Origin of the sequence: Hymenobacter sp. B1770 (assembly GCF_049896385.1) — a bacterium.
In the GTDB taxonomy this organism is placed as follows: Bacteria; Bacteroidota; Bacteroidia; order Cytophagales; family Hymenobacteraceae; genus Hymenobacter.
In genome coordinates, this window is record NZ_JAFCUF010000002.1 from 350,847 (window position 1) to 369,349 (window position 18,503).

Annotated in this window: 14 protein-coding genes; 10 read left to right on the forward strand and 4 right to left on the reverse strand. The window is 59.9% G+C overall.

The genetic code is table 11. From position 1 onward, the window contains the following. The 9 genes from ACP7AJ_RS05445 (at window position 1) to cobA (ending at window position 15,174) form a co-directional block, all read left to right on the forward strand. The gene (locus tag ACP7AJ_RS05445; RefSeq protein ID WP_426059179.1) at window positions 1-2,562 is read left to right on the forward strand and encodes a TonB-dependent receptor; all 2,562 of its coding nucleotides are present in this window, start codon (window positions 1-3) and stop codon (window positions 2,560-2,562) included. A gap of 352 nt (window positions 2,563-2,914) precedes the next feature. Next, complete coding sequence (gene nirB / locus ACP7AJ_RS05450; RefSeq protein WP_426059180.1) at window positions 2,915-5,419, forward strand: nitrite reductase large subunit NirB; 2,505 nt, start codon at window positions 2,915-2,917, stop codon at window positions 5,417-5,419. 66 nt (window positions 5,420-5,485) lie between these two features. Continuing rightward, a complete protein-coding gene (gene nirD / locus ACP7AJ_RS05455) occupies window positions 5,486-5,842 on the forward strand; it encodes a nitrite reductase small subunit NirD (protein WP_426059181.1) in 357 nt (118 codons plus the stop codon). 40 nt (window positions 5,843-5,882) lie between these two features. Beyond that, window positions 5,883-7,163, forward strand: a complete 1,281-nt coding sequence (locus ACP7AJ_RS05460; protein ID WP_426059182.1) for an alginate export family protein — start codon at window positions 5,883-5,885, stop codon at window positions 7,161-7,163. A gap of 41 nt (window positions 7,164-7,204) precedes the next feature. Next, entirely contained in the window at window positions 7,205-8,524 is a 1,320-nt protein-coding gene (locus tag ACP7AJ_RS05465) for an MFS transporter (RefSeq protein WP_426059183.1), read from the forward strand. A 53-nt stretch (window positions 8,525-8,577) separates the two neighbouring features. Next, window positions 8,578-12,093, forward strand: a complete 3,516-nt coding sequence (locus ACP7AJ_RS05470; protein ID WP_426059184.1) for a molybdopterin-dependent oxidoreductase — start codon at window positions 8,578-8,580, stop codon at window positions 12,091-12,093. Between the two features lie 16 nt (window positions 12,094-12,109). Beyond that, complete coding sequence (locus tag ACP7AJ_RS05475; RefSeq protein WP_426059185.1) at window positions 12,110-13,603, forward strand: rubredoxin; 1,494 nt, start codon at window positions 12,110-12,112, stop codon at window positions 13,601-13,603. A 30-nt stretch (window positions 13,604-13,633) separates the two neighbouring features. Continuing rightward, on the forward strand, window positions 13,634-14,362 hold the full coding sequence (locus ACP7AJ_RS05480; RefSeq protein ID WP_426059186.1) for a precorrin-2 dehydrogenase/sirohydrochlorin ferrochelatase family protein: 729 nt from the start codon (window positions 13,634-13,636) through the stop codon (window positions 14,360-14,362). Between the two features lie 32 nt (window positions 14,363-14,394). Continuing rightward, window positions 14,395-15,174 (forward strand): uroporphyrinogen-III C-methyltransferase, encoded by a 780-nt coding sequence (gene cobA / locus ACP7AJ_RS05485; protein WP_426059187.1) that lies wholly within the window; start codon window positions 14,395-14,397, stop codon window positions 15,172-15,174. Here the strand turns inward: cobA and ACP7AJ_RS05490 are convergent. From ACP7AJ_RS05490 to ACP7AJ_RS05505, 4 genes are all read right to left on the reverse strand, one after another. Then, entirely contained in the window at window positions 15,144-15,743 is a 600-nt protein-coding gene (locus ACP7AJ_RS05490) for a DUF4202 domain-containing protein (RefSeq protein ID WP_426059188.1), read from the reverse strand. The genes cobA and ACP7AJ_RS05490 overlap by 31 nt on opposite strands. 61 nt (window positions 15,744-15,804) lie before the next feature. Beyond that, window positions 15,805-16,185: a sterol desaturase family protein gene (locus ACP7AJ_RS05495; protein ID WP_426059189.1), complete on the reverse strand. Its 381-nt coding sequence runs from the start codon at window positions 16,183-16,185 to the stop codon at window positions 15,805-15,807. 9 nt (window positions 16,186-16,194) lie between these two features. Then, on the reverse strand, window positions 16,195-16,524 hold the full coding sequence (locus tag ACP7AJ_RS05500; protein ID WP_426059190.1) for a sterol desaturase family protein: 330 nt from the start codon (window positions 16,522-16,524) through the stop codon (window positions 16,195-16,197). A 96-nt stretch (window positions 16,525-16,620) separates the two neighbouring features. Next, window positions 16,621-17,187, reverse strand: a complete 567-nt coding sequence (locus tag ACP7AJ_RS05505) for a Crp/Fnr family transcriptional regulator (protein WP_426059191.1) — start codon at window positions 17,185-17,187, stop codon at window positions 16,621-16,623. 454 nt (window positions 17,188-17,641) lie between these two features. On the opposite strand from ACP7AJ_RS05505, the gene hisG reads away from it, so the two are divergent. Next, window positions 17,642-18,493 (forward strand): ATP phosphoribosyltransferase, encoded by an 852-nt coding sequence (hisG, locus tag ACP7AJ_RS05510; protein ID WP_426059192.1) that lies wholly within the window; start codon window positions 17,642-17,644, stop codon window positions 18,491-18,493. Window positions 18,494-18,503: the final 10 nt, after the last annotated feature.

The following is an 18,503-nucleotide window of genomic DNA, read 5'->3' on the forward strand; positions in this document are numbered from 1 at the left end:
ATGCCGGAAAAAAGGAAGGGCCACCAGGTTCGGGTAGGAGCTGGTGGCTTAATGCTGCTGCTGCTGGCCGCGGGGCAAGTGCAGGCCCAGGAGCCGGTGCCGGCTCCGGTGCAAGTGCCGGCCACTGCGGTGGTGACTGTGACAGGAACCCTGCGCGACGCCGACGGCCAGCCGCTGGAGCTGGCGGCGGTAGGAGTAGAGGGCCAGCCCAGCGGAGCCAATACAACTGTCGAAGGCACCTTTAAGCTGCAGGTACGAGTGCCGGAAGCAGGCCAGAGCACGGTTCTCATCGTGCGCCGCCTGGGGTATCTGCCCTTACGGGTGCCCCTGAAGCTGCCCACCGATGCCGCGGAGCCTTTGCTGCTGACCATGCGTCTAGATACCAAGGCCCTGGGAGCCGTGAAAGTGACCGGCAGGTCGGACCAGGCCGACACCCGCGAGCAGGTGAGCATTACGCGAATAGACCCGCGTTCGGCCAAGGAGATTCCTTCGCCCTTTGGTGATTTCAACGCCATTCTGAAGACGCTGCCCGGAGTGGTGTCCAACAACGAGCTGAGCAGCACCTACAACGTACGCGGCGGCAACTACGACGAGAACCTCGTGTACGTCAACGGCTTTGAGATATATCGGCCGTTTCTGGTAACCTCGGCCCAGCAGGAAGGGCTGAGCTTTATTAACCCCGACCTGGTGAAGCAGGTGGAGTTTAGCAGCGGGGGCTGGCAGCCAAAGTACGGCGACAAGCTTGCCTCGGTGCTGAGTGTTGACTATAAGACGCCGGAAAAGTTTGCCGCTTCGCTCACGGGCAGCCTAGTGGGCGGGGCGGCGCATGCTGAAGCCCGCTCGGCCAACGGCCGGGTGAGCTATCTGGCCGGGGTGCGCTACAAAAATGCCCAATACGTGCTGAATGCGCTGCGACAGGCCCAAGGAGGCTACAACCCCACGTTTTATGATGCTCAGGCGTTTGTGAACATCGGGCTGGGCAAGAGGAAGGACATGCAGCGCACCACGCTGGGCTTGCTGGGCGTGGTGGCTCACAACGACTACCGCTTTTCGCCAGAAACCGGCCGGGCTACTTTCTCCACCGGTACCAACCAGTTTACGCGGGTGTTCATAGCCTACGAAGGCCGCGAGCGGATGCAGTTCGACACCTACCAGAGCGGCCTTAACCTGAAGCACGACTTCTCGCCCAACCTGCAGATGGAGCTGCTGGGCTCAGCCCTGATTTCGCGCGAGCTGGAATACCGCGACGTGGAAGCTGCATACACCTTTGCCGAAATCAACCGCGACCCAACCTCGCCGGATTTCAACCAAGCAGTGCGGCAGCGCGACATCGGCTCGCAGTTTAAGAACTCGCGCAACAACCTTACGGCCCAGATTTATACCGCCGAAACCCGTGGCCGCTGGACCCCCGGCGGTGCCCATACCGTGCGCTGGGGCGCCAAAATTGGCCGGGAGCGAATCAGCGACGTGCTCAACGAGTACAGCTTTGCCGACTCGGCCGACTTTGTGCCCGATGAGCGGCGCCTGCGCCTGCGTTCCGACCTGCGCTTGCTGAGCACGCGCAGCCAAGGGTTTGTGCAGGACACCTGGGTGCTGGACTCGATGCGCACCATCAGCTACGGGGTGCGTGCGCACTACTGGACCACCAATGGCCAACTCGTCTTCAGCCCGCGGGTGCAGTACTCGCAAATCAGCCGGCGCCACCCGAACCGCTCGTTCAAGGCCGCGGTAGGCGTGTACTACCAGGCGCCGTTCTACCGCGAGCTGCGCGACCAGCAAACCACCCAGCTTGGCGTGCAGCAAGGCTTCCTGAATCCGGCGCTGCGCGCCCAGAAGTCTTACCATTTCATTGCAGGCAAGGAAATCAGCTTCCAGCAATTTGGCCGGCCCTTTAAGTTTTCGGGCGAGGCCTATTATAAGTACCTGACCGACGTGGTGCCCTACGACGTGGACAATGTGCGGCTGCGCTACTTCGCAAAAAATAACGCCACCGCTTATGCTGCCGGCTTTGATGCCCGCGTGAGTGGCGAGTTTGTGAAAGGAGCCGAGTCGTGGTTCAGCCTGGGCCTGCTTACTACCCAGGAGAATGTGGTGGGGGATTCAATCAGCTTTTTTGATGCCAACGGCAACCAGACCAGCCGGCAGGCCAAGGACTACATCCGCCGACCGCAGGACCAGCGCTTGAATGTGGGCGTGTTTTTCCAGGACCATCTGCCGAATAACCCGTCGGTGCGCGGCTACGTGAACATTGTGTACGGCACGGGTTTGCCGTTCACGCCGCCTAACCAGCCGGATTTGCGTGGCACTTCGGCCCTGGAAACCAGCTACAAGCGGGTTGATTTGGGTTTTTCGAAAGTCGTAGGCTTGAAGAACAACGATGCGCCGAAAGCTCACTTCTACAGTTTCGAGAGTCTCTGGCTGGGCTTGGAAATTTTGAACGTGCTGGCTGCCAATAATGTGGCGGGTTATAGCTACCTGCAGGACGTGAATGGTGTGACGTACTCGGTGCCTAGCTACCTCTCGCAGCGGGTAGTGAACCTGCGTTTTATCGCGCGCTTCTGACGCAAAATACTTTCCTCAATCCCAAAGCCCCGGAGCGGGCGAACAGCACAGTGCCGTTCGCCCGCTCCGGGGCTTTTGAGTTATGTATGCGAGCTGTTTTAATGAAATATGAAAACCGAGCAGAATTGAAAATTGCCCTTAAATTTTAGGGGGTAAAGTTTAATATGATTTAAATTTTTATAAAATGTCCATTGAATTTTAGGTGTAGTTGAGTAGATTTGTTTGAAACAATAAGAAAAGCCCCATAAACACTAAGGGTAGTGCTTGTACTGTATAACTTCATCCTCTTCCAAATCCCACCCACTCTTTAACCGACCCGACTATCACATAGAGCCAACTAAACCCGGTCAGCATGGCATTGCAGCATATTCCCACAGTAGTTGTCATTGGCAACGGCATGGTTGGCTACAAATTCTGCGAGAAGCTCCTCGCTAAGTCGACCCATTTTAACTTGGTGGTGTTTGGAGAAGAACCCCGGGTGGCGTACGACCGGGTGCACCTGAGCGAATATTTTGGGGGGAAGACGGCCGACGACCTGCTCATGGCTCCCAAGCAGTGGTACCTGGACAACCACATTGCCCTGCATTTGGGCGACCCAGTGCTGGAAATTGACCGGGCAAGCCAAACGGTGCATTCACGCAGCGGCTTGGTGCAGCCTTACGATTATCTGGTGTTGGCCACGGGCTCCTCGGCATTCGTGCCCGATATTCCGGGAGTGGAAAAAGCAGGGGTGATGGTGTACCGCACCATTGAAGACCTGGAAGAAATAAAGGCCTATGCCGCCACTGCCCGCTGCGGGGCTGTGCTCGGCGGCGGGCTGCTGGGCCTCGAGGCGGCCAAGGCCCTGCTCGACCTGGGCGTGCAGGAAACCCACGTGGTAGAATTTGCGCCCCGGCTCATGCCCCGGCAGATTGACACGGCCGGCAGCGCCATGCTCCAAAGCAAGCTCGAAGCCCTGGGCCTGCAAATTCATCTTAGCAAAGCCACGGCAAGTATCGGGGGAGAGGGCAAGATTGATGCTCTGCACTTCGGCGATGGCTCTGTTCTGGACGTGGACATGCTGGTTATTTCAGCAGGCATCCGGCCCCGCGACGAGCTGGCGAAGCTTGCGGGCCTGGAAGTAGGGCTAAGGGGTGGCATTGTGGTTAACAACGAGATGGAAACCAGCGATGCCCGCATCTTCGCCATTGGCGAGTGCGCCTTGCATGCGGGAATGATTTACGGCCTTGTGGCCCCCGGCTACGACATGGCCGAGGTGGTGGCGAGCCGGCTCACGCAGGGTGCCCGCGCCTTCACGGGCTACGACATGAGCAGCAAGCTCAAGCTGATTGGGGTGGACGTGGCCAGCTTCGGCGACCCGTTTGTGGCCGAGCCGCACAGCCGGGCCATCGTGTTTGAAGATGCGCACAGCGGTGTGTATAAGCGCATCAACATCAGCCCCGACGGTAAGTACCTGCTGGGGGGCGTGCTCATCGGCGATGCGGAAGCTTACAACATGCTGCTGCAAACGGTGAACAACCGGATAGTGCTACCGCCCCATCCCGAGGACCTCATTCTGGGGGCCCGGGGCGGCGAAGCCGAAGAGGGAGCCGGCGTGCTGAGCTTGCCCGACGAGGCGCTGGTGTGCTCCTGCGAGGCGATAACCAAAGGTGCTATTTGCACTGCCGTGACCAACGAGCACGTGACGACCGTGGACGCCATGAAGAAGTGCAACAAGGCGGGCACCGGTTGCGGCGGCTGCGTGCCCATGATAAAGGACCTCATCAACAGTACGCTTACGGCGCAGGGCGCGTACATCAAAAACGTCCTGTGCGAGCATTTCGACTACTCGCGCCAGGAGTTGTTTGATCTGTTGAAAATCAATGATATCCGCTCCTACGACGCGGCGCTGGACCACTTTGGCCAGGGCGACGGCTGCGAGACGTGTAAGCCGGCGGTCGGCAGCATCCTGTCGGGCCTGTGGAATGATTTGATAGTGAAGCAGCCGGTTATTCAGGACACCAACGACCGGTACCTGGCCAACATCCAGAAGGGCGGCAGCTACTCGGTAGTGCCGCGCATCGCGGGCGGCGAGGTTTCGCCCGAACAGCTAATGGTGATTGGGCGGGTGGCGCACAAATACGGCCTCTACACCAAGATTACGGGCGGCCAGCGCATCGACATGTTCGGGGCCCACGTCAGCGACCTGCCCGACATCTGGGAGGAGCTGATTAACGCCGGCTTTGAGAGCGGACACGCCTACGGCAAGAGCCTGCGCACCGTGAAAAGCTGCGTGGGAAGCACCTGGTGCCGGTTTGGGCTGCACGACAGCGTGTCGTTTGCCATCGAAATCGAGAACCGGTACAAAGGCATCCGTTCGCCCCACAAAATCAAGAGCGGCGTGAGCGGCTGCGTGCGCGAGTGCGCCGAGGCGCAGGCCAAGGACTTTGGCATCATCGCCACCGAAAAAGGCTGGAACCTCTACGTGTGCGGCAACGGCGGCTCGAAGCCCCAGCACGCCCAGTTGCTGGCCACCGACCTCGACAACGAAACCTGCATCAAGTACCTCGACCGTTTCCTGATGTTTTACATCAAGACCGCCGACCCGCTGATGCGAACCGCCACCTGGCTCAATAAGATGGACGGCGGCCTGGCTTACCTCAAAAACGTGGTGGTGAACGACAGCCTTGGAATTGCGGCCGACCTGGAAGCTGAAATGGCGCTGCTCATCCAGAACTACCACTGCGAGTGGAAGGAAGTGGTGGAAAATCCGGAGCTGCGCAAGCAGTTCACCCACTTCGTGAACGCTCCCAAAGTGAAGGACCCGACCATGGAATTTGAAATCATGCGCGGCCAGAAGAAGGTGAAAACCTGGTAGGGACTGAAATATGACATGTGGCCGGAAACCACCTGGCCACCCTACGTCCACTAAAACGCAAACATTATGGAAACTGAAGTAGCAGTCGACTGGCTGCCCGTGTGCAAAACCACCGACATTCCCGCCGACGGCGGCGCCTGCGTGCTGGTAGAGGGTGAGCAAGTAGCCATTTTCAACTTCGCCCGGCGCGGCGAGTGGTACGCCACCCAGAACCTGTGCCCCCATAAGCAGCAGATGGCCCTGGCCCGCGGCATGATAGGCAGCACCGGCGTAGCCTGCGAGCCCAAAGTGGCCTGTCCGTTTCACAAGCGCACCTTTTCGCTCCTAACCGGCGAGTGCCTGAATGGCGACGAGTGCAGCATCCAGACCTATCCGGTGAAGGTAGTGGGCGACCAGGTGTACGTGGGGATGGGTGGCTATTAACACAGCCTAAAGCTTCTTTTCTCACAAACTCTGCGTGCTTATGAAACACTGCTACTCCCATAAACTGATGCTAGCTGCTGGGCTGTTGCTGAGCGCCCAAACGGCGTTTGGCCAGTTTGTTTTGTCGGCCGAAGTGCGGCCGCGGGCCGAGCTGCGCAATGGGTTCCGTACGGTGCGGACCCCGGACGACAATCCCGCTTTTTTCATTGAGCAGCGTTCCCGGCTCAACATTGGCTACGGCCGCGAGAAGCTGCAGCTACGCCTCTCGGTGCAGGACGTGCGCATCTGGGGCAGTACCAGCCAGGTGTATAAAACCGACCCCAACCTGTTCAACGTGTTCGAAGCCTATGGCGAATACCAAATGACCAACCGCCTCGCGCTGCGGGTGGGCCGCCAGGCGCTGGACTACGACAATGCCCGCTTCCTGGGCGCGCTGGACTGGGCGCAGCAGGGCCGCAGCCACGACGCCATCAAATTCATGTACGCCGACAGTGCGGGCTTTGCGGCCCACGTTGGCGCGGGCTTCAACCAGTCGTTTTCCCCAGAGCCCACCAAGCTCTTCGATACCTACTACGGGGGCCTGGACAACTACAAAGCCATGCAGTACCTGTGGCTGCATCAGGAGTGGGCTACCACCAAAGTGTCGGGGCTCTTCTTCAACGACCAGCGCCAGCGGGCCGATTCCAGCGCTTCGTACCGGCAGACGTATGGCCTGACTGGCGAGCAAAAGGTTTGGGCCGCCACTGTTGCCGGGGAGTTTTATTACCAGAGCGGTTCCGATGCGGCGAGGCGTGCGGTGAAGGCCTACTTGGCCGCGGTGAGCCTAACGGTGCCCACCAGGCTTACCCCACTCACCCTGGGGGCCGATTACTTGTCGGGCTCTGATGCCAAAGACACCCGAAACCGGGCCTTTGCCCCGCTTTATGGCACCAATCACGCTTTTTACGGGCTCATGGACTACTTCTATGTGGGCAACAACCACGGGCAAAACGGTCGCACCGCCGGGTTGGTCGACGTCTACCTGAAAACCAGCTTTACGCTGGGGCCAGGCAGCAGCCTACTGGCTCATTTGCACCATTTCAAGTCGCCGGTAGCGGTTTACAGCCCATCCGATTCCAATGAGAAGCTCACGAGCCGACTCGGCGAAGAGCTCGACCTCGTGTTCAATGCGAACGTGAGCCCCGAGTTCAACCTCAAAGTGGGCTACTCACACCTGCTGGCCACGCCCACGCTGGCCGCCCTGAAAAGCCGCGACGGCCAAATGAATAACCAGTGGGGGTGGGTGATGCTCACTTTCAAGCCGGTGCTTTTTAAAAATTAATCATCAGGTCCCAAAAGGTTTACCCTTAAACAACCCCGCTTATGGATGCTTCGCAACTTGACCAGCAGCCCCTGAACCGGCTCAATATCTTCGCCACCAAGGGCGTGCAGATGCGCACATTTCACCTCACTTGGCTCACGTTCTTCTTCTGCTTCTTTGGCTGGTTTGGCATTGCCCCGCTCATGCCCCTGGTGCGGGAGCAGCTGCATTTGGACAAGGGGCAGGTGGGCAACATCGTGATTGCCTCGGTGTCGGCTACCATCCTGGCGCGGCTGATTATGGGCCGGCTCTGCGACACGCTGGGGCCGCGGCTGGCTTATACCATTCTGCTGGCGGTGGGCGCCTTGCCGGTTATGCTCATTGGCCTGAGCAACAGCTACGAGAGCTTTTTGCTGTTTCGCCTGGCCATTGGCATCATCGGGGCCTCGTTTGTCATCACACAGTTTCACACCTCGATGATGTTTGCGCCTAACATCGTGGGCACGGCCAACGCCGTGGCCGGCGGCTGGGGCAACCTGGGTGGCGGCATTGCCAACATGCTCATGCCCTTGGTAGCAGCCGGGTTCGTGGCCCTGGGCTACGTCGATACCGCCAATTCGTGGCGGCTGGCCATGGTGGTGCCGGGCGTTATCCTGCTCCTTATGGCCGTGGTGTACTACAAATACACTGCCGACACGCCCCGGGGCAACTACCGCGACCTGCCCCGCGACCCCGCCGCCAAAGCCAAGGGCACCTTTATGGTGGCGTTGCGCGACTACCGCACCTGGCTGCTGGCACTGGCCTACGGCGCCTGCTTTGGCATCGAAATCACCATCGACAACGTGGCCGCCGTGTACTTCGTCGACCATTTTGGGGCCTCGCTGGTGGTGGCGGGCCTGCTGGCCGGCATTTTTGGCTTTATGAATATTTTCGCTCGGGGCCTGGGCGGCATCGTGAGCGACCGCGCCGGCCGGGCTTATGGCATGAACGGCAAATGGCTGCTGCTGAGTGGGCTACTGGTGCTGGAGGGCGCGGGCATAGCCGTGTTTTCGCTGGCGCCTAGTCTCACGCTGGCCATCACGTCCATGCTACTGTTTGCCATGTTTCTGAAAATGGCCAATGGCTGCACGTATTCCATCGTGCCTTTCGTGAATAAAAAAGCCATTGGCAGCGTGAGCGGCATTGTGGGGGCGGGTGGCAACCTGGGTGCCATGCTGGTGGGCTTCCTCTTCAAATCTTCCAGTATTAGCTACAGCACGGCTTTTCTCTACATCGGAGTGGGCGTGGCCGTGGTGGGTGGAATGGTTTTGCTGGTTCGCTTGGTCGTGAAAGATTCTGCCGATGCCGCCCCCGAGGCCCCGCTTACCCTGGCCGGGGCGTAAGTCCTGCGCCCGCACTTTCTCCTGAGGTCGCTGCCCTCCAATTCCATAAGCCCATGAAATCTTCTGCTCCCGTTGCTGCTCCGTCGACTTGCTGCTATTGTGGGGTAGGCTGCGGCGTATTGGTACAAAAGGAAAAGAACGGCGACGTGAGCGTGGTGGGCAACCCCGACTACCCCGTGAACCGGGGAGCCTTGTGCAGCAAAGGCCTCAACCTGCAATACACCGTGAACGACCGCCGCGACCGGCTGCTGTTCCCGCAGATGCGGTACAGCAAGAGCCGCCCCCTGCAACGCGTGAGCTGGGACGAAGCCCTGCAGCGCACGGCAGCGGTTTTTACCACGTTCATTGAGCAATACGGGCCTGATTCGGTGGCATTCTATGCGTCGGGCCAATGCCTGACGGAGGAGTATTATGTCATCAACAAGCTGATGAAAGGCTTCATTGGCAGTAATAACCTTGATACTAACTCGCGCCTGTGCATGAGCAGCGCGGTGGTGGGCTACAAAATGGCCCTGGGCGAAGACAGCGTGCCCGTGTGCTACGACGACATCGAACTGGCCGATTGCTTTCTCGTGACCGGGGCCAACCCAGCCTGGTGCCACCCCATTTTGTGGCGACGCGTGGAGGCCCACAAAGCCGCCAACCCCGACGCCAAAATTGTTGTAGTAGACCCCCGCGCCACCGATACCAGCGCCCTGGCCGACTTGCACCTGCAAATCATTCCCGGCACCGACGTGGTGCTGCACCAGGCCATTGCCCGGGTGCTGATTGAGAACGGCGACATCGACCTGCACTTCATTGAACACCACGCGGAGGGTTATGAGGCCTATCAGCAGATTGTGCTGGAGCGCCCGCTGGCCGAATCGGCGCGGCTGTGCGGGGTGCCGGAAGCGGACATTAGGCTGGCTGCGCAGTACATCGGGGCGGCTCAAGGCTTTATGTCGATGTGGACCATGGGGCTGAACCAAAGCGCCGTGGGCGTCGACAAAAACCTGAGCTTGCTCAACCTACACCTCATTACGGGGCAGATTGGAAAGCCCGGCGCGGGTCCGCTTTCCCTCACGGGCCAGCCCAACGCCATGGGTGGGCGCGAGGTGGGTGGTCTTTCCAACTTGTTGCCTGCCCACCGGAACCTGGCTAATGCCGCGCACCGGGCCGAGGTGCAGCAGTTCTGGGGCAGCGGGCCGTTGGCGGCCACGCCGGGCTTCACGGCCACCGAAATGTTTGAGGCACTGGAAGACGGCCGCTTGAAAGCCATCTGGATAATCTGCACCAATCCGCTCACCAGCCTGCCCAACGTGCGCCAAGCCGAAGCCGCGCTGGCCAAAGCCCGGTTTGTGGTGGTGCAGGATATCAGCAACCAGCCCGAAACCCTGGCCTACGCCGACGTGGTGCTGCCCGCCGCCGCCTGGGCCGAAAAGGAAGGCACCATGACCAACTCGGAGCGCCGCATCAGCCACCTGGCCAAGGTGGTGGATGCCCCCGGCGAAGCCTTGCCCGATGCCGAAATCATCTGCCGCTTTGCCCGGGCCATGGGCTTTTCGGGGTTCAATTACCCCAATCCGGAAGCCATTTACCAGGAACATACCCGCCTCACGGCCGGCACCAGCCTCGATATTTCGGGGCTGAGCTATGCTGTGCTGCGGGAGCGCGGCTCGGTGCAGTGGCCCTACCGCGCCAACGGCATTGCGTCCGACTCATCCCGCTTATTTGCAGATAAGCGGTTTCATACTCCCTCGGGTCGGGCGCTCATTCAACCAATCCAGGCCGCTTTTCGCAGCGAAGCACCAGACGAGGATTTCCCTTTTATCCTCACCACCGGCCGCATTCGGGACCAGTGGCACACCATGACCAAGACTGGCAAGGTGAGCAAGCTAAACCAGCACAGCCCCAACGCTTTTTTGGAGTTGCACCCGCAGGATGCGGACTCGCTGAATGTGCGCGAGGGCGACCTTGTGGAGGTGCATTCGCGGCGGGGCATGGTGCGGGTAGCGGCGCGGCTGTCGACTGGTATCCGGCCGGGTGTGGTGTTTCTGCCCATGCACTGGGGCAAGATTTTGGGCTCCGACCTCAACCGTGCCAACAACCTTACCGCTGGTACCCTCGACCTAATTTCCAAAGAGCCTGATTTTAAGTTCTGCGCCGTGCAAGTGGTCAGGTACCGCAAGCCCCGGCAGCGCATCGTGGTGGTGGGGGCCGGGGCTGGGGCGTTTGGGTTCGTGAAAGCGTACCGCGAGCTCAACCAGGAAGACGATATCACCATTTTCAGCAAGGAGGACTTCCCGTTTTACAACCGCGTCATGCTGCCGGATTACATCAGCGGCCACCAAAGCTGGGAGCAGCTGGTGAAAATGCATGACGCCGAGGAGCCGGCCTACAACCTGCACCTGCTGCGCGGCGTGAGCGTGGAAATGGTAAACCGCGCCGAGAAATACGTGGTGGACTCCCGCGGGCAGCGCACCGACTACGATGTGCTGATTATGGCCACCGGCAGCCGCGCCGCGGTGCCGCGCAACGTGCCCGCGCTGCCTGGCATCTTCACGATGCGAAGCCGCACCGACGCCGACAATTTCAAAAATCACCTGCCCGCTCAGGCCCATGTGGTCATTGTGGGCGGCGGCCTGCTGGGGCTGGAAATGGCCGCGTCCCTGCGCGAAGTGGGCACCCAGGTCACCATCATCCAGCGCATCTCGCGGTTTCTGGACCGGCAACTCGACCCCTTGGGCAGCCAGCTCTTGCAGGATGAGATGGCCGAGCAGGGCTGCGACCTATACTTCAACGATGAAGTGGAGCTCTACTACGGCCGCACACGCCTCACTGGCGTGGGTTTGCAAAGCGGCCGCCGCATCGACTGCGACGCTTTGATTCTGGCCATTGGCACCGTGCCCAATTTGGAGCTGGCCCGCGACTGCGGCCTGGTGTGCAAGCGCGGCGTGCAGGTGAACGAACGATTGCAAACCAGCGACCCCAACGTGTATGCCCTGGGCGAAATCGCCGAGTTTGAGGGCGTCCTCTACGGCATCACGGCCGCCGCCGAGCAGCAGGCCGCCGTGGTAGCCCGCTACCTCAGCGGCGACGTGAGCAGCCGCTACCAGGGCAGCACCTTCATGAACATTATCAAAATCCACGGTTTTGACCTGTGCAGCATTGGCCTGCCGGAATGCCCCAATGCCGAGGACTACGAGGAAATCGTGTTCATCGACAAAGCCCAGCGCTACTATAAGAAATGCATCATTCACCAAGACCGGCTGGTGGGGGCCATCCTCATCGGAGATAAAAGCGAGTTTCAGGAGTTCCGCGAGCTGATAGCCAATAAAACCGAGCTGAGCGACAAGCGCCTGCAGCTCCTGCGCAGCGGCACCACCGCCGCGCCCGTGCTCGGCAAGCTGGTGTGCAGCTGCAACAACGTGGGGGCTGGCAACCTACGCCAGGCTGTGGCCGACGGCCGCCATAGCCTCTCAAGTCTTTGCGCCGCCACGGGCGCAGGCACCGGCTGCGGCTCGTGCCGGCCCGAAGTGCAACGGATTTTGTTGGCGGAACTCGCCGCCCTGGTCCCGGCTACCCATTAACTGACTGTGCTGTTTGATGAGCTCTTCTGAATCCCCGCTTTCCGTGGTCACTGTAAACCTGCCGGGAGGCATTGTGCCGGCCGGCGACTTGCTGGCCGTGCTGACGGCCGCCGAAGCCGCCGGCGTCGAACACGTGCAGCTGGGCCACCGCCAGCAGCTGCTGCTGGCAGTGGTGCCCGCTCGGCGGCGCGCGTTGTTGCAGGCCCTGGCCGCGGCCAACTTATTGGGCGACCCCGATGCGGAGGCGCATCCCAATATCGTGAGTTCCTACGCGGGAGAAAACGTCTTTTACAACGCCGCCTGGCTGCGCGAAGGCGTGTACAAGGACATTCTGGACCTGTTTGACTACCGGCCGCGCCTGAAAATCAACCTCGTCGACAGCCGGCAAACTTTCGTGCCATTCTTCACGGGTCACCTCAATTTCATTGCCTCCGACACCAGCAATTACTGGCACCTTTACGTGCGCTTCCCGCGCAGCGGCACCCGGTATGCTTGGCCCCATTTGGTGTATTCAGAAGACGTGCCCGCCCTCAGCGCTGCGCTTGAGCGAGCCTTACTTGCCGACCCGAGCCGATTCCGGGACGAGGCCACGGCCGGTGGGCAGCTGCAGGCCCAGGTGAGTGCCGCGCTGCCGCTGGTGCAGCAGCCGGTGGCCGCGCCGTTGGTGCTGCCGGGCTTTATGCTGCCGTATTACGAGGGCTTTAATCGGGCCGGGCAGCAGCTGTGGTTGGGCATTTACCGCCGTGATGAGCTCTTTACCGTGGCTTTTTTGAAGGACCTGTGCCGGGTGTGCCTCCAAACCCGCATTGGCCAGGTGTGCACCACCCCCTGGAAATCGTTGGTGATAAAAGGCATCGCCCCGGCCGACCGTCCTTTGTGGGATGCCGTGCTTTGCCGTCACCGCCTCAACGTGCGCCACGCCGCCAACGAGTTAAACTGGCAGGTAGAAGACAACTGCCCCGGTGGTCTCGCCCTCAAGCACGAGCTGGTGCGCTACCTCAACGAGGAGGACGTGCGCACCTACCAGCTCTGCTTTGCCATCAAGACCCAGCCGCAGACCGGCCTGTTCGGCTCCATCGTCGTTCGAGCCCAAGCCGGGCGCAGCAGCGAGCAGTTCGAGATACTGCACACCCGCGATTTCAACCCCAACTCCCGCGACTTTGTCCTCTTCCGCCAGCACGTGCAACGCGACCGCCTGGGCTGGTACCTGGCTGAGCTATGCCATCAATACTGCGTGCAAGCGGGCACTGGGGCACTTCGTGAGGACTCGGAAGCTGCGGTTCCGGAACCACCCGTTGCACCAACCAGGGTGTTGCTGCCTCAGTGCCCCCGGTGCTTCACCGTGTACGACGCTGCCTACGGCGACCCCGCCCAGGAAGTGGCGCCTGGCACCCTCTGGGAAGAGCTACCCGACTACCGCTGTTCAACCTGCGAAACCCCAGCCGCTGAGTTCACCCGCTGGCACGAGCCTGCTTTCGCGGGAAGCCCTGACCTACGCTTAATGTCCTAAAGCTAGCTCCACACTTTATTCTGACTCTCCTTGCCCCTTGCTTCCGTGCCTCAGCCCTCCATTGCCAACCCACTATTCCCCATCTTTCTCAAACTCGAGCAGCTACGCGTGCTGCTAGTGGGAGGTGGCAACGTGGGCTTGGAGAAGCTCACGGCCATCCTGCGCAGCAGCCCCGAAACGTCCGTTACGGTAGTAAGCCTCACGTTTTTGCCAGCCTTGCGGGCCTTGGCGGCACGCCATCCGCTGGTGAAGCTGCACACTGGACCCTACGACGATGCATTTCTGCAAGACGTGGATATCGTATTCGCCGCTACCGACGACCCGGCTCTGCACCAGCGCATTAAAACGGCGGCACGGGCCCGGCGCCTGCTGGTGAACGTGGCCGATACCCCGCCGCTTTGTGACTTCTACCTCTCCTCGGTGGTGCAAAAAGGGTCCCTGAAGGTGGCAGTTTCCACCAATGGACAGTCTCCGACGGTGGCCAAACGTCTCCGCGCCGTGCTGGAAGCTGCCCTGCCCGAGGAACTGGATTCGGTGCTGCAGAAAATGCCTGCCATCCGCCAACAACTGGCTGGAGACTTTGCCCAGAAAGTGCGGGCGCTGGATGCCGTCACGGCCGGGCTCGTGGGAGGAGCAGGGTATGAGCCTCCCGCTACCAAACGCTGGCGCCGCCTGGCCCTGGGGGCACTGCTGGCCGCCGGAGCCTTGGCCGCCGCCCGTTGGGTTTCCAATCCAAATGCTTTATCAAAAGCAAGCTAGCTTATTTCCCAGTAGTTATTCTAAGTAACCCTATGGCTGATATCATCCCCGAACTGTATGTAGTAGGAGCGGGGCCCGGCGACCCCGACTTGCTAACTTTAAAGGCCTTCAAAGTGCTGCAAACGGCGGCCGTAGTCCTCTACGATAACCTCGCCAATGAGGCCCTGCTGAAAATGACGCCGCTGTCGTGCGAGTGCATCTACGTGGGCAAAAAGCCTTATGGTGACTACACTCCGCAGGAGGTTATTCACGCGTTGATTTTAGAAAAAGCCTTCACCCGTGGCCGAGTGGTGCGCCTGAAGGGCGGCGACCCCTACGTTTTTGGGCGCGGATTTGAGGAAATACTCTTTGCCCGGGCCAACGGCATTGCCACGCACTACGTCCCGGGCATTTCCAGCATGCAGGGCCTGGGCTTCGAGGACATCCCCCTCACGCACCGCCTGGTGAGCGAAGGCATCTGGATGTTGACGGGCACCAAAAAAGACGGTTCCCTCACCGCCGACCTGCGGCTGGCCATGCAAAGCAACTCCACCGTGGTAATTTACATGGGCCTGAAAAAAGCCCCGGAAATAGCCGCCGCCTACCGCAACATGGGCCAAGGCGACACCCCCGCCGCCATCGTTCAGCACCTGACCCTGCCGCAGCAGAAGGTCGCCGTTGGGCAAGTGCAGCACCTGCCTGAGCTGGTCGCGAGTCAGGGCATTACGTATCCCGCCCTCATTGTTATTGGCGAGGTGGTGGCCTTGGCGCACAACGTGCCGGCTACGGCCGGACCCCCAGATTATGCGAGGGCCTTGGCCACGAGGCCTTGAGCCTGCAGGGGTAGCGCGAGCTGCAGGGCCCATTCCTGGCCCTGGGGGCTCATCTTGCGCCAGGTTTTCTTCACAATGTCGATGACTTTCTCCTCGGGGTGCTGGCGCGCGAAGTCGAGGAAATAATACTCCAGGAACACCAGGCAGATGACATCTTCGAGCAGCTGTACTTCCGGGTCGAGCGCCAGCTGCTGCTTTTGCACCAGGGCCTGTACGCGGCCAATAACGGCTGGCTCGTAGCCAACTTCCGCCAGCAGTTGGCCCGCCAGCTCGGCATGGTACTGCTTCAGGGAATTGCGCCACCGATGGTAGCCTGGCCGGTCCAGGGGAAAGCTCTGCCTTGGAATGGTCCAGCGGCGGATGTGCTGGCAGCGCGCCGCCAGCTGCACAGCCTCGGGGGCGCCGGGGGCCACGCGCGCCAGGCACTCGCTCATGCGCTGGGCATACAGCAGTTCTTTGGGCCAAACCCGTCCGTTGGCATCGGTTTCCGGGTTGGGGTCTTCGGCGTTTGCGTTGTCAAAGGCTTCGAAGGCAGCTGCGAAACGCCGGAAATCGGGGAAGGTGCTCATGGGGTTGGCCAATGGAGAGCTTGCAAATTAGCCCTATCTCATCCGTTTTAAGCACCAAGCGTTACTTTTTGTGTACGTCGCGAAAGCGCAGCATGTCGAGCAGCCGCAATTCTTTAGGAGTGTCGAATCCGCACGAAGTAGTGAATTTCTCCGGGTTTTGGTAAGTGCCGAATAGCATGTCCCACCACACAATGTCGCCGTAATTGTTGGCGTGCTTCTCATACTCGTGATGAATGCGGTGCATTTCCGGCCGTTGAAAGATATAGCCGACCCAGCGGGGCGTCCGCACATTGGTATGATAGAAAAACTCGCCCAGGGCCGTGCACAGCGTATAAATCGCCCCCGCCTGAGTGCTCAAACCCAGCAGCGTATAAATTAGTAGCCCTCCGATGATGGAATTTGCCGTCATCTCCAACGGGTGCTTGTAGAAAGAGGTAATCACCTCAATGCGCTACGGGCTGTGATGAATCTGGTGGAAGTGCTGCCACAAAAAATCGACGGTGTGGCGCCACCGGTGCCACCAGTAAAACACGAACGTGGCCACGAAATACGCCAGCATGCCGCCGGCCCAGGCCGGAACGTGCTTCGATAAATGAAAAAGCGAATAAGCCGAAAGCCACTTTTCCCAGCTGAGGCCCGCAACCACCACTACCAGCAATTGGAGAAAGTTGACGGCCAGCACCCGGATGGTCCAAGTGGGCACCGTGGGTAGTTTCCAGCCCGGAATCAGGCGTTCGAGTACAAAGCAGCCGGCGAATACGCCAAAAATTATGAGGAGCATGACCTTAAAATTCGGGGGTGAATGAATGACCCAAAGGTGGCGGCCCTGCCCCGGCAGTTTCTTGATATATATCATTTTCGCCTTTGCCGGGCGGTGTTACAGCAGCTTGTTTCGCAGTCGGCTCAGGGTTTCCGGGGCCATGCCCAGGTGTGAGGCTATGTGCTGCACGGCCACCCGCTGAAATACCGTCGGGAAGTCTCGCAGCAACAAATCGTAGCGCTCGGCTGCGGTACGGGAGCGCAGGTGCAAGGCCCGCTGCTCGCTCAGTACATAATACTTCTCTATCAGGCTCCGGCCAATAAAATTGAACTCAGGGAAGTCCCGGTACAGGGCCTGAAGCTGCTCGTAGGAGATGGAGTGCAGCACGGCCGGCTCTAACAGTTCCAGGTACTCTGCGGAGGGCTGTTGGGTGAAGAAGCTGAGGATGGAAATTACAAAATCGCCCGCTTGCATAAACCACGACGAAATTTCGCGGCCGTGCAGCAGCATGTAGCCGCGCACCAGGCCGGTTTCCACAAAATATACTCGCCGCGCTATTTTTCCAGGCTGCAGCAGTAAGTGGTGAGCCGGCAACTCTTCCCGCAACGTGTTGGCTAGCAGGGTGTCATTCAGTTCCGGGCTGAGCGGCTGTAAGGCATTAAGAAATACAATGAAATTGCTCATAGAGCGCGAATTTGATGATAATAATCACAACTAGCAGCCAATTATTCTTCATCTGGGCCAAACCTTTGCCATAGGTTGCTGGTATGGTCTTGCGAAACGAAATAGGCGTTCAGCTTATGACCCTTTGAATTTCTGTTCTACCTTTGCCCCACATATGAACTGTTTGGCTTCCCTGTTTTGCTCTGATGCAACTGCCGCGCTGGCTATTGGCGTGGCCGCAGGCAATGCTGTAGTTGTGGGTGCCCATCATCGCCACCACCATCTGTGGGAGGCCGGGTTGTGTGCCGGGTGCTAAGCTAGCACCGGCCTCCCGCGCCTCCACCGCCGCGCTCCGGGGTGTGTTTGCGCCGGGCTTCTCTCATTCAATTTTGGGCAATTTCACCATCGGGCATTCTTGCCGGGGTCGAAATGATGGTTGCTACTACGGTGGCCGCGCCCGCCTTTTACCCACTTCATGCTACGTTTAGCCATACAAAAGTCCGGTCGCCTAAGCGAGGATTCACTTACCCTCATTCGCGAATGCGGCATCAACTTCATCAGCAGCACCTACAAGCTCAAGACCGAAGCCACCAATTTCCCGCTCGAAATCCTCTTTTTGCGCGACGATGATATTCCGGGGTACGTGCAGGATGGAGTAGCCGATTTGGGCATAGTAGGTCAGAACGTGCTGGTAGAAGCAGGCCTGCCCCAGCTGGAAGTAGAAGCGCTGGGCTTCAGCAAATGCCGCCTGAGCCTGGCCGTGCCCCGTGCCGATGCCTACGCCTCCATAGCGGCCCTGCAGGGCAAGAACATTGCTACTTCGTACCCCAACATCCTGGGCCGCTACCTGGCCGAAAACGGCGTGCAGTCCAACCTGCACACCATCAGTGGCTCGGTGGAGATTGCGCCCAGTATTGGCCTAGCCGAGGCTATTTGCGACATTGTCAGCAGCGGCTCAACCCTGCTCGGCAATGGCCTGCGCGAAGTGGAAACTGTGTTCCGCTCCGAAGCTGTCCTCATTGCCCAGCCCAACCTGACGGCCGAGCAAAGTGAGCTGCTCGAGCAGTTGCAGTTCCGCATGCAAGCCGTGCGGCGCGCCAAGCGCAGCAAGTACATCGTGCTCAATGCCCCCGTGTCGGCGCTGGAAGAAGTGCGGCGCCTGCTGCCCGGCATCAAGTCGCCCACCATAACGCCCCTGGCCGAGGCCGGCTGGGTTTCGGTGCAGTCGGTGGTGCAGGAAGACGACTTCTGGCACATCACCAGCCAGCTTAAGGCCGTTGGCGCCGAGGGCATCCTCGTATTACCCATTGAAAAGATGATTGCCTAGCCGGTTCGCC

Excerpts from the sequence above, each read along its gene's own strand:
- ACP7AJ_RS05445 (WP_426059179.1), top strand. The coding sequence starts at position 1 with ATGCCGGAAAAAAGGAAGGGCCACCAGGTTCGGGTAGGAGCTGGTGGC.
- nirB (WP_426059180.1), top strand. The coding sequence starts at position 2,915 with ATGGCATTGCAGCATATTCCCACAGTAGTTGTCATTGGCAACGGCATG.
- nirD (WP_426059181.1), top strand. The coding sequence starts at position 5,486 with ATGGAAACTGAAGTAGCAGTCGACTGGCTGCCCGTGTGCAAAACCACC.
- ACP7AJ_RS05460 (WP_426059182.1), top strand. The coding sequence starts at position 5,883 with ATGAAACACTGCTACTCCCATAAACTGATGCTAGCTGCTGGGCTGTTG.
- ACP7AJ_RS05465 (WP_426059183.1), top strand. The coding sequence starts at position 7,205 with ATGGATGCTTCGCAACTTGACCAGCAGCCCCTGAACCGGCTCAATATC.
- ACP7AJ_RS05470 (WP_426059184.1), top strand. The coding sequence starts at position 8,578 with ATGAAATCTTCTGCTCCCGTTGCTGCTCCGTCGACTTGCTGCTATTGT.
- ACP7AJ_RS05475 (WP_426059185.1), top strand. The coding sequence starts at position 12,110 with ATGAGCTCTTCTGAATCCCCGCTTTCCGTGGTCACTGTAAACCTGCCG.
- cobA (WP_426059187.1), top strand. The coding sequence starts at position 14,395 with ATGGCTGATATCATCCCCGAACTGTATGTAGTAGGAGCGGGGCCCGGC.
- ACP7AJ_RS05490 (WP_426059188.1), bottom strand. The coding sequence starts at position 15,743 with ATGAGCACCTTCCCCGATTTCCGGCGTTTCGCAGCTGCCTTCGAAGCC.
- ACP7AJ_RS05500 (WP_426059190.1), bottom strand. The coding sequence starts at position 16,524 with ATGCTCCTCATAATTTTTGGCGTATTCGCCGGCTGCTTTGTACTCGAA.
- ACP7AJ_RS05505 (WP_426059191.1), bottom strand. The coding sequence starts at position 17,187 with ATGAGCAATTTCATTGTATTTCTTAATGCCTTACAGCCGCTCAGCCCG.
- hisG (WP_426059192.1), top strand. The coding sequence starts at position 17,642 with ATGCTACGTTTAGCCATACAAAAGTCCGGTCGCCTAAGCGAGGATTCA.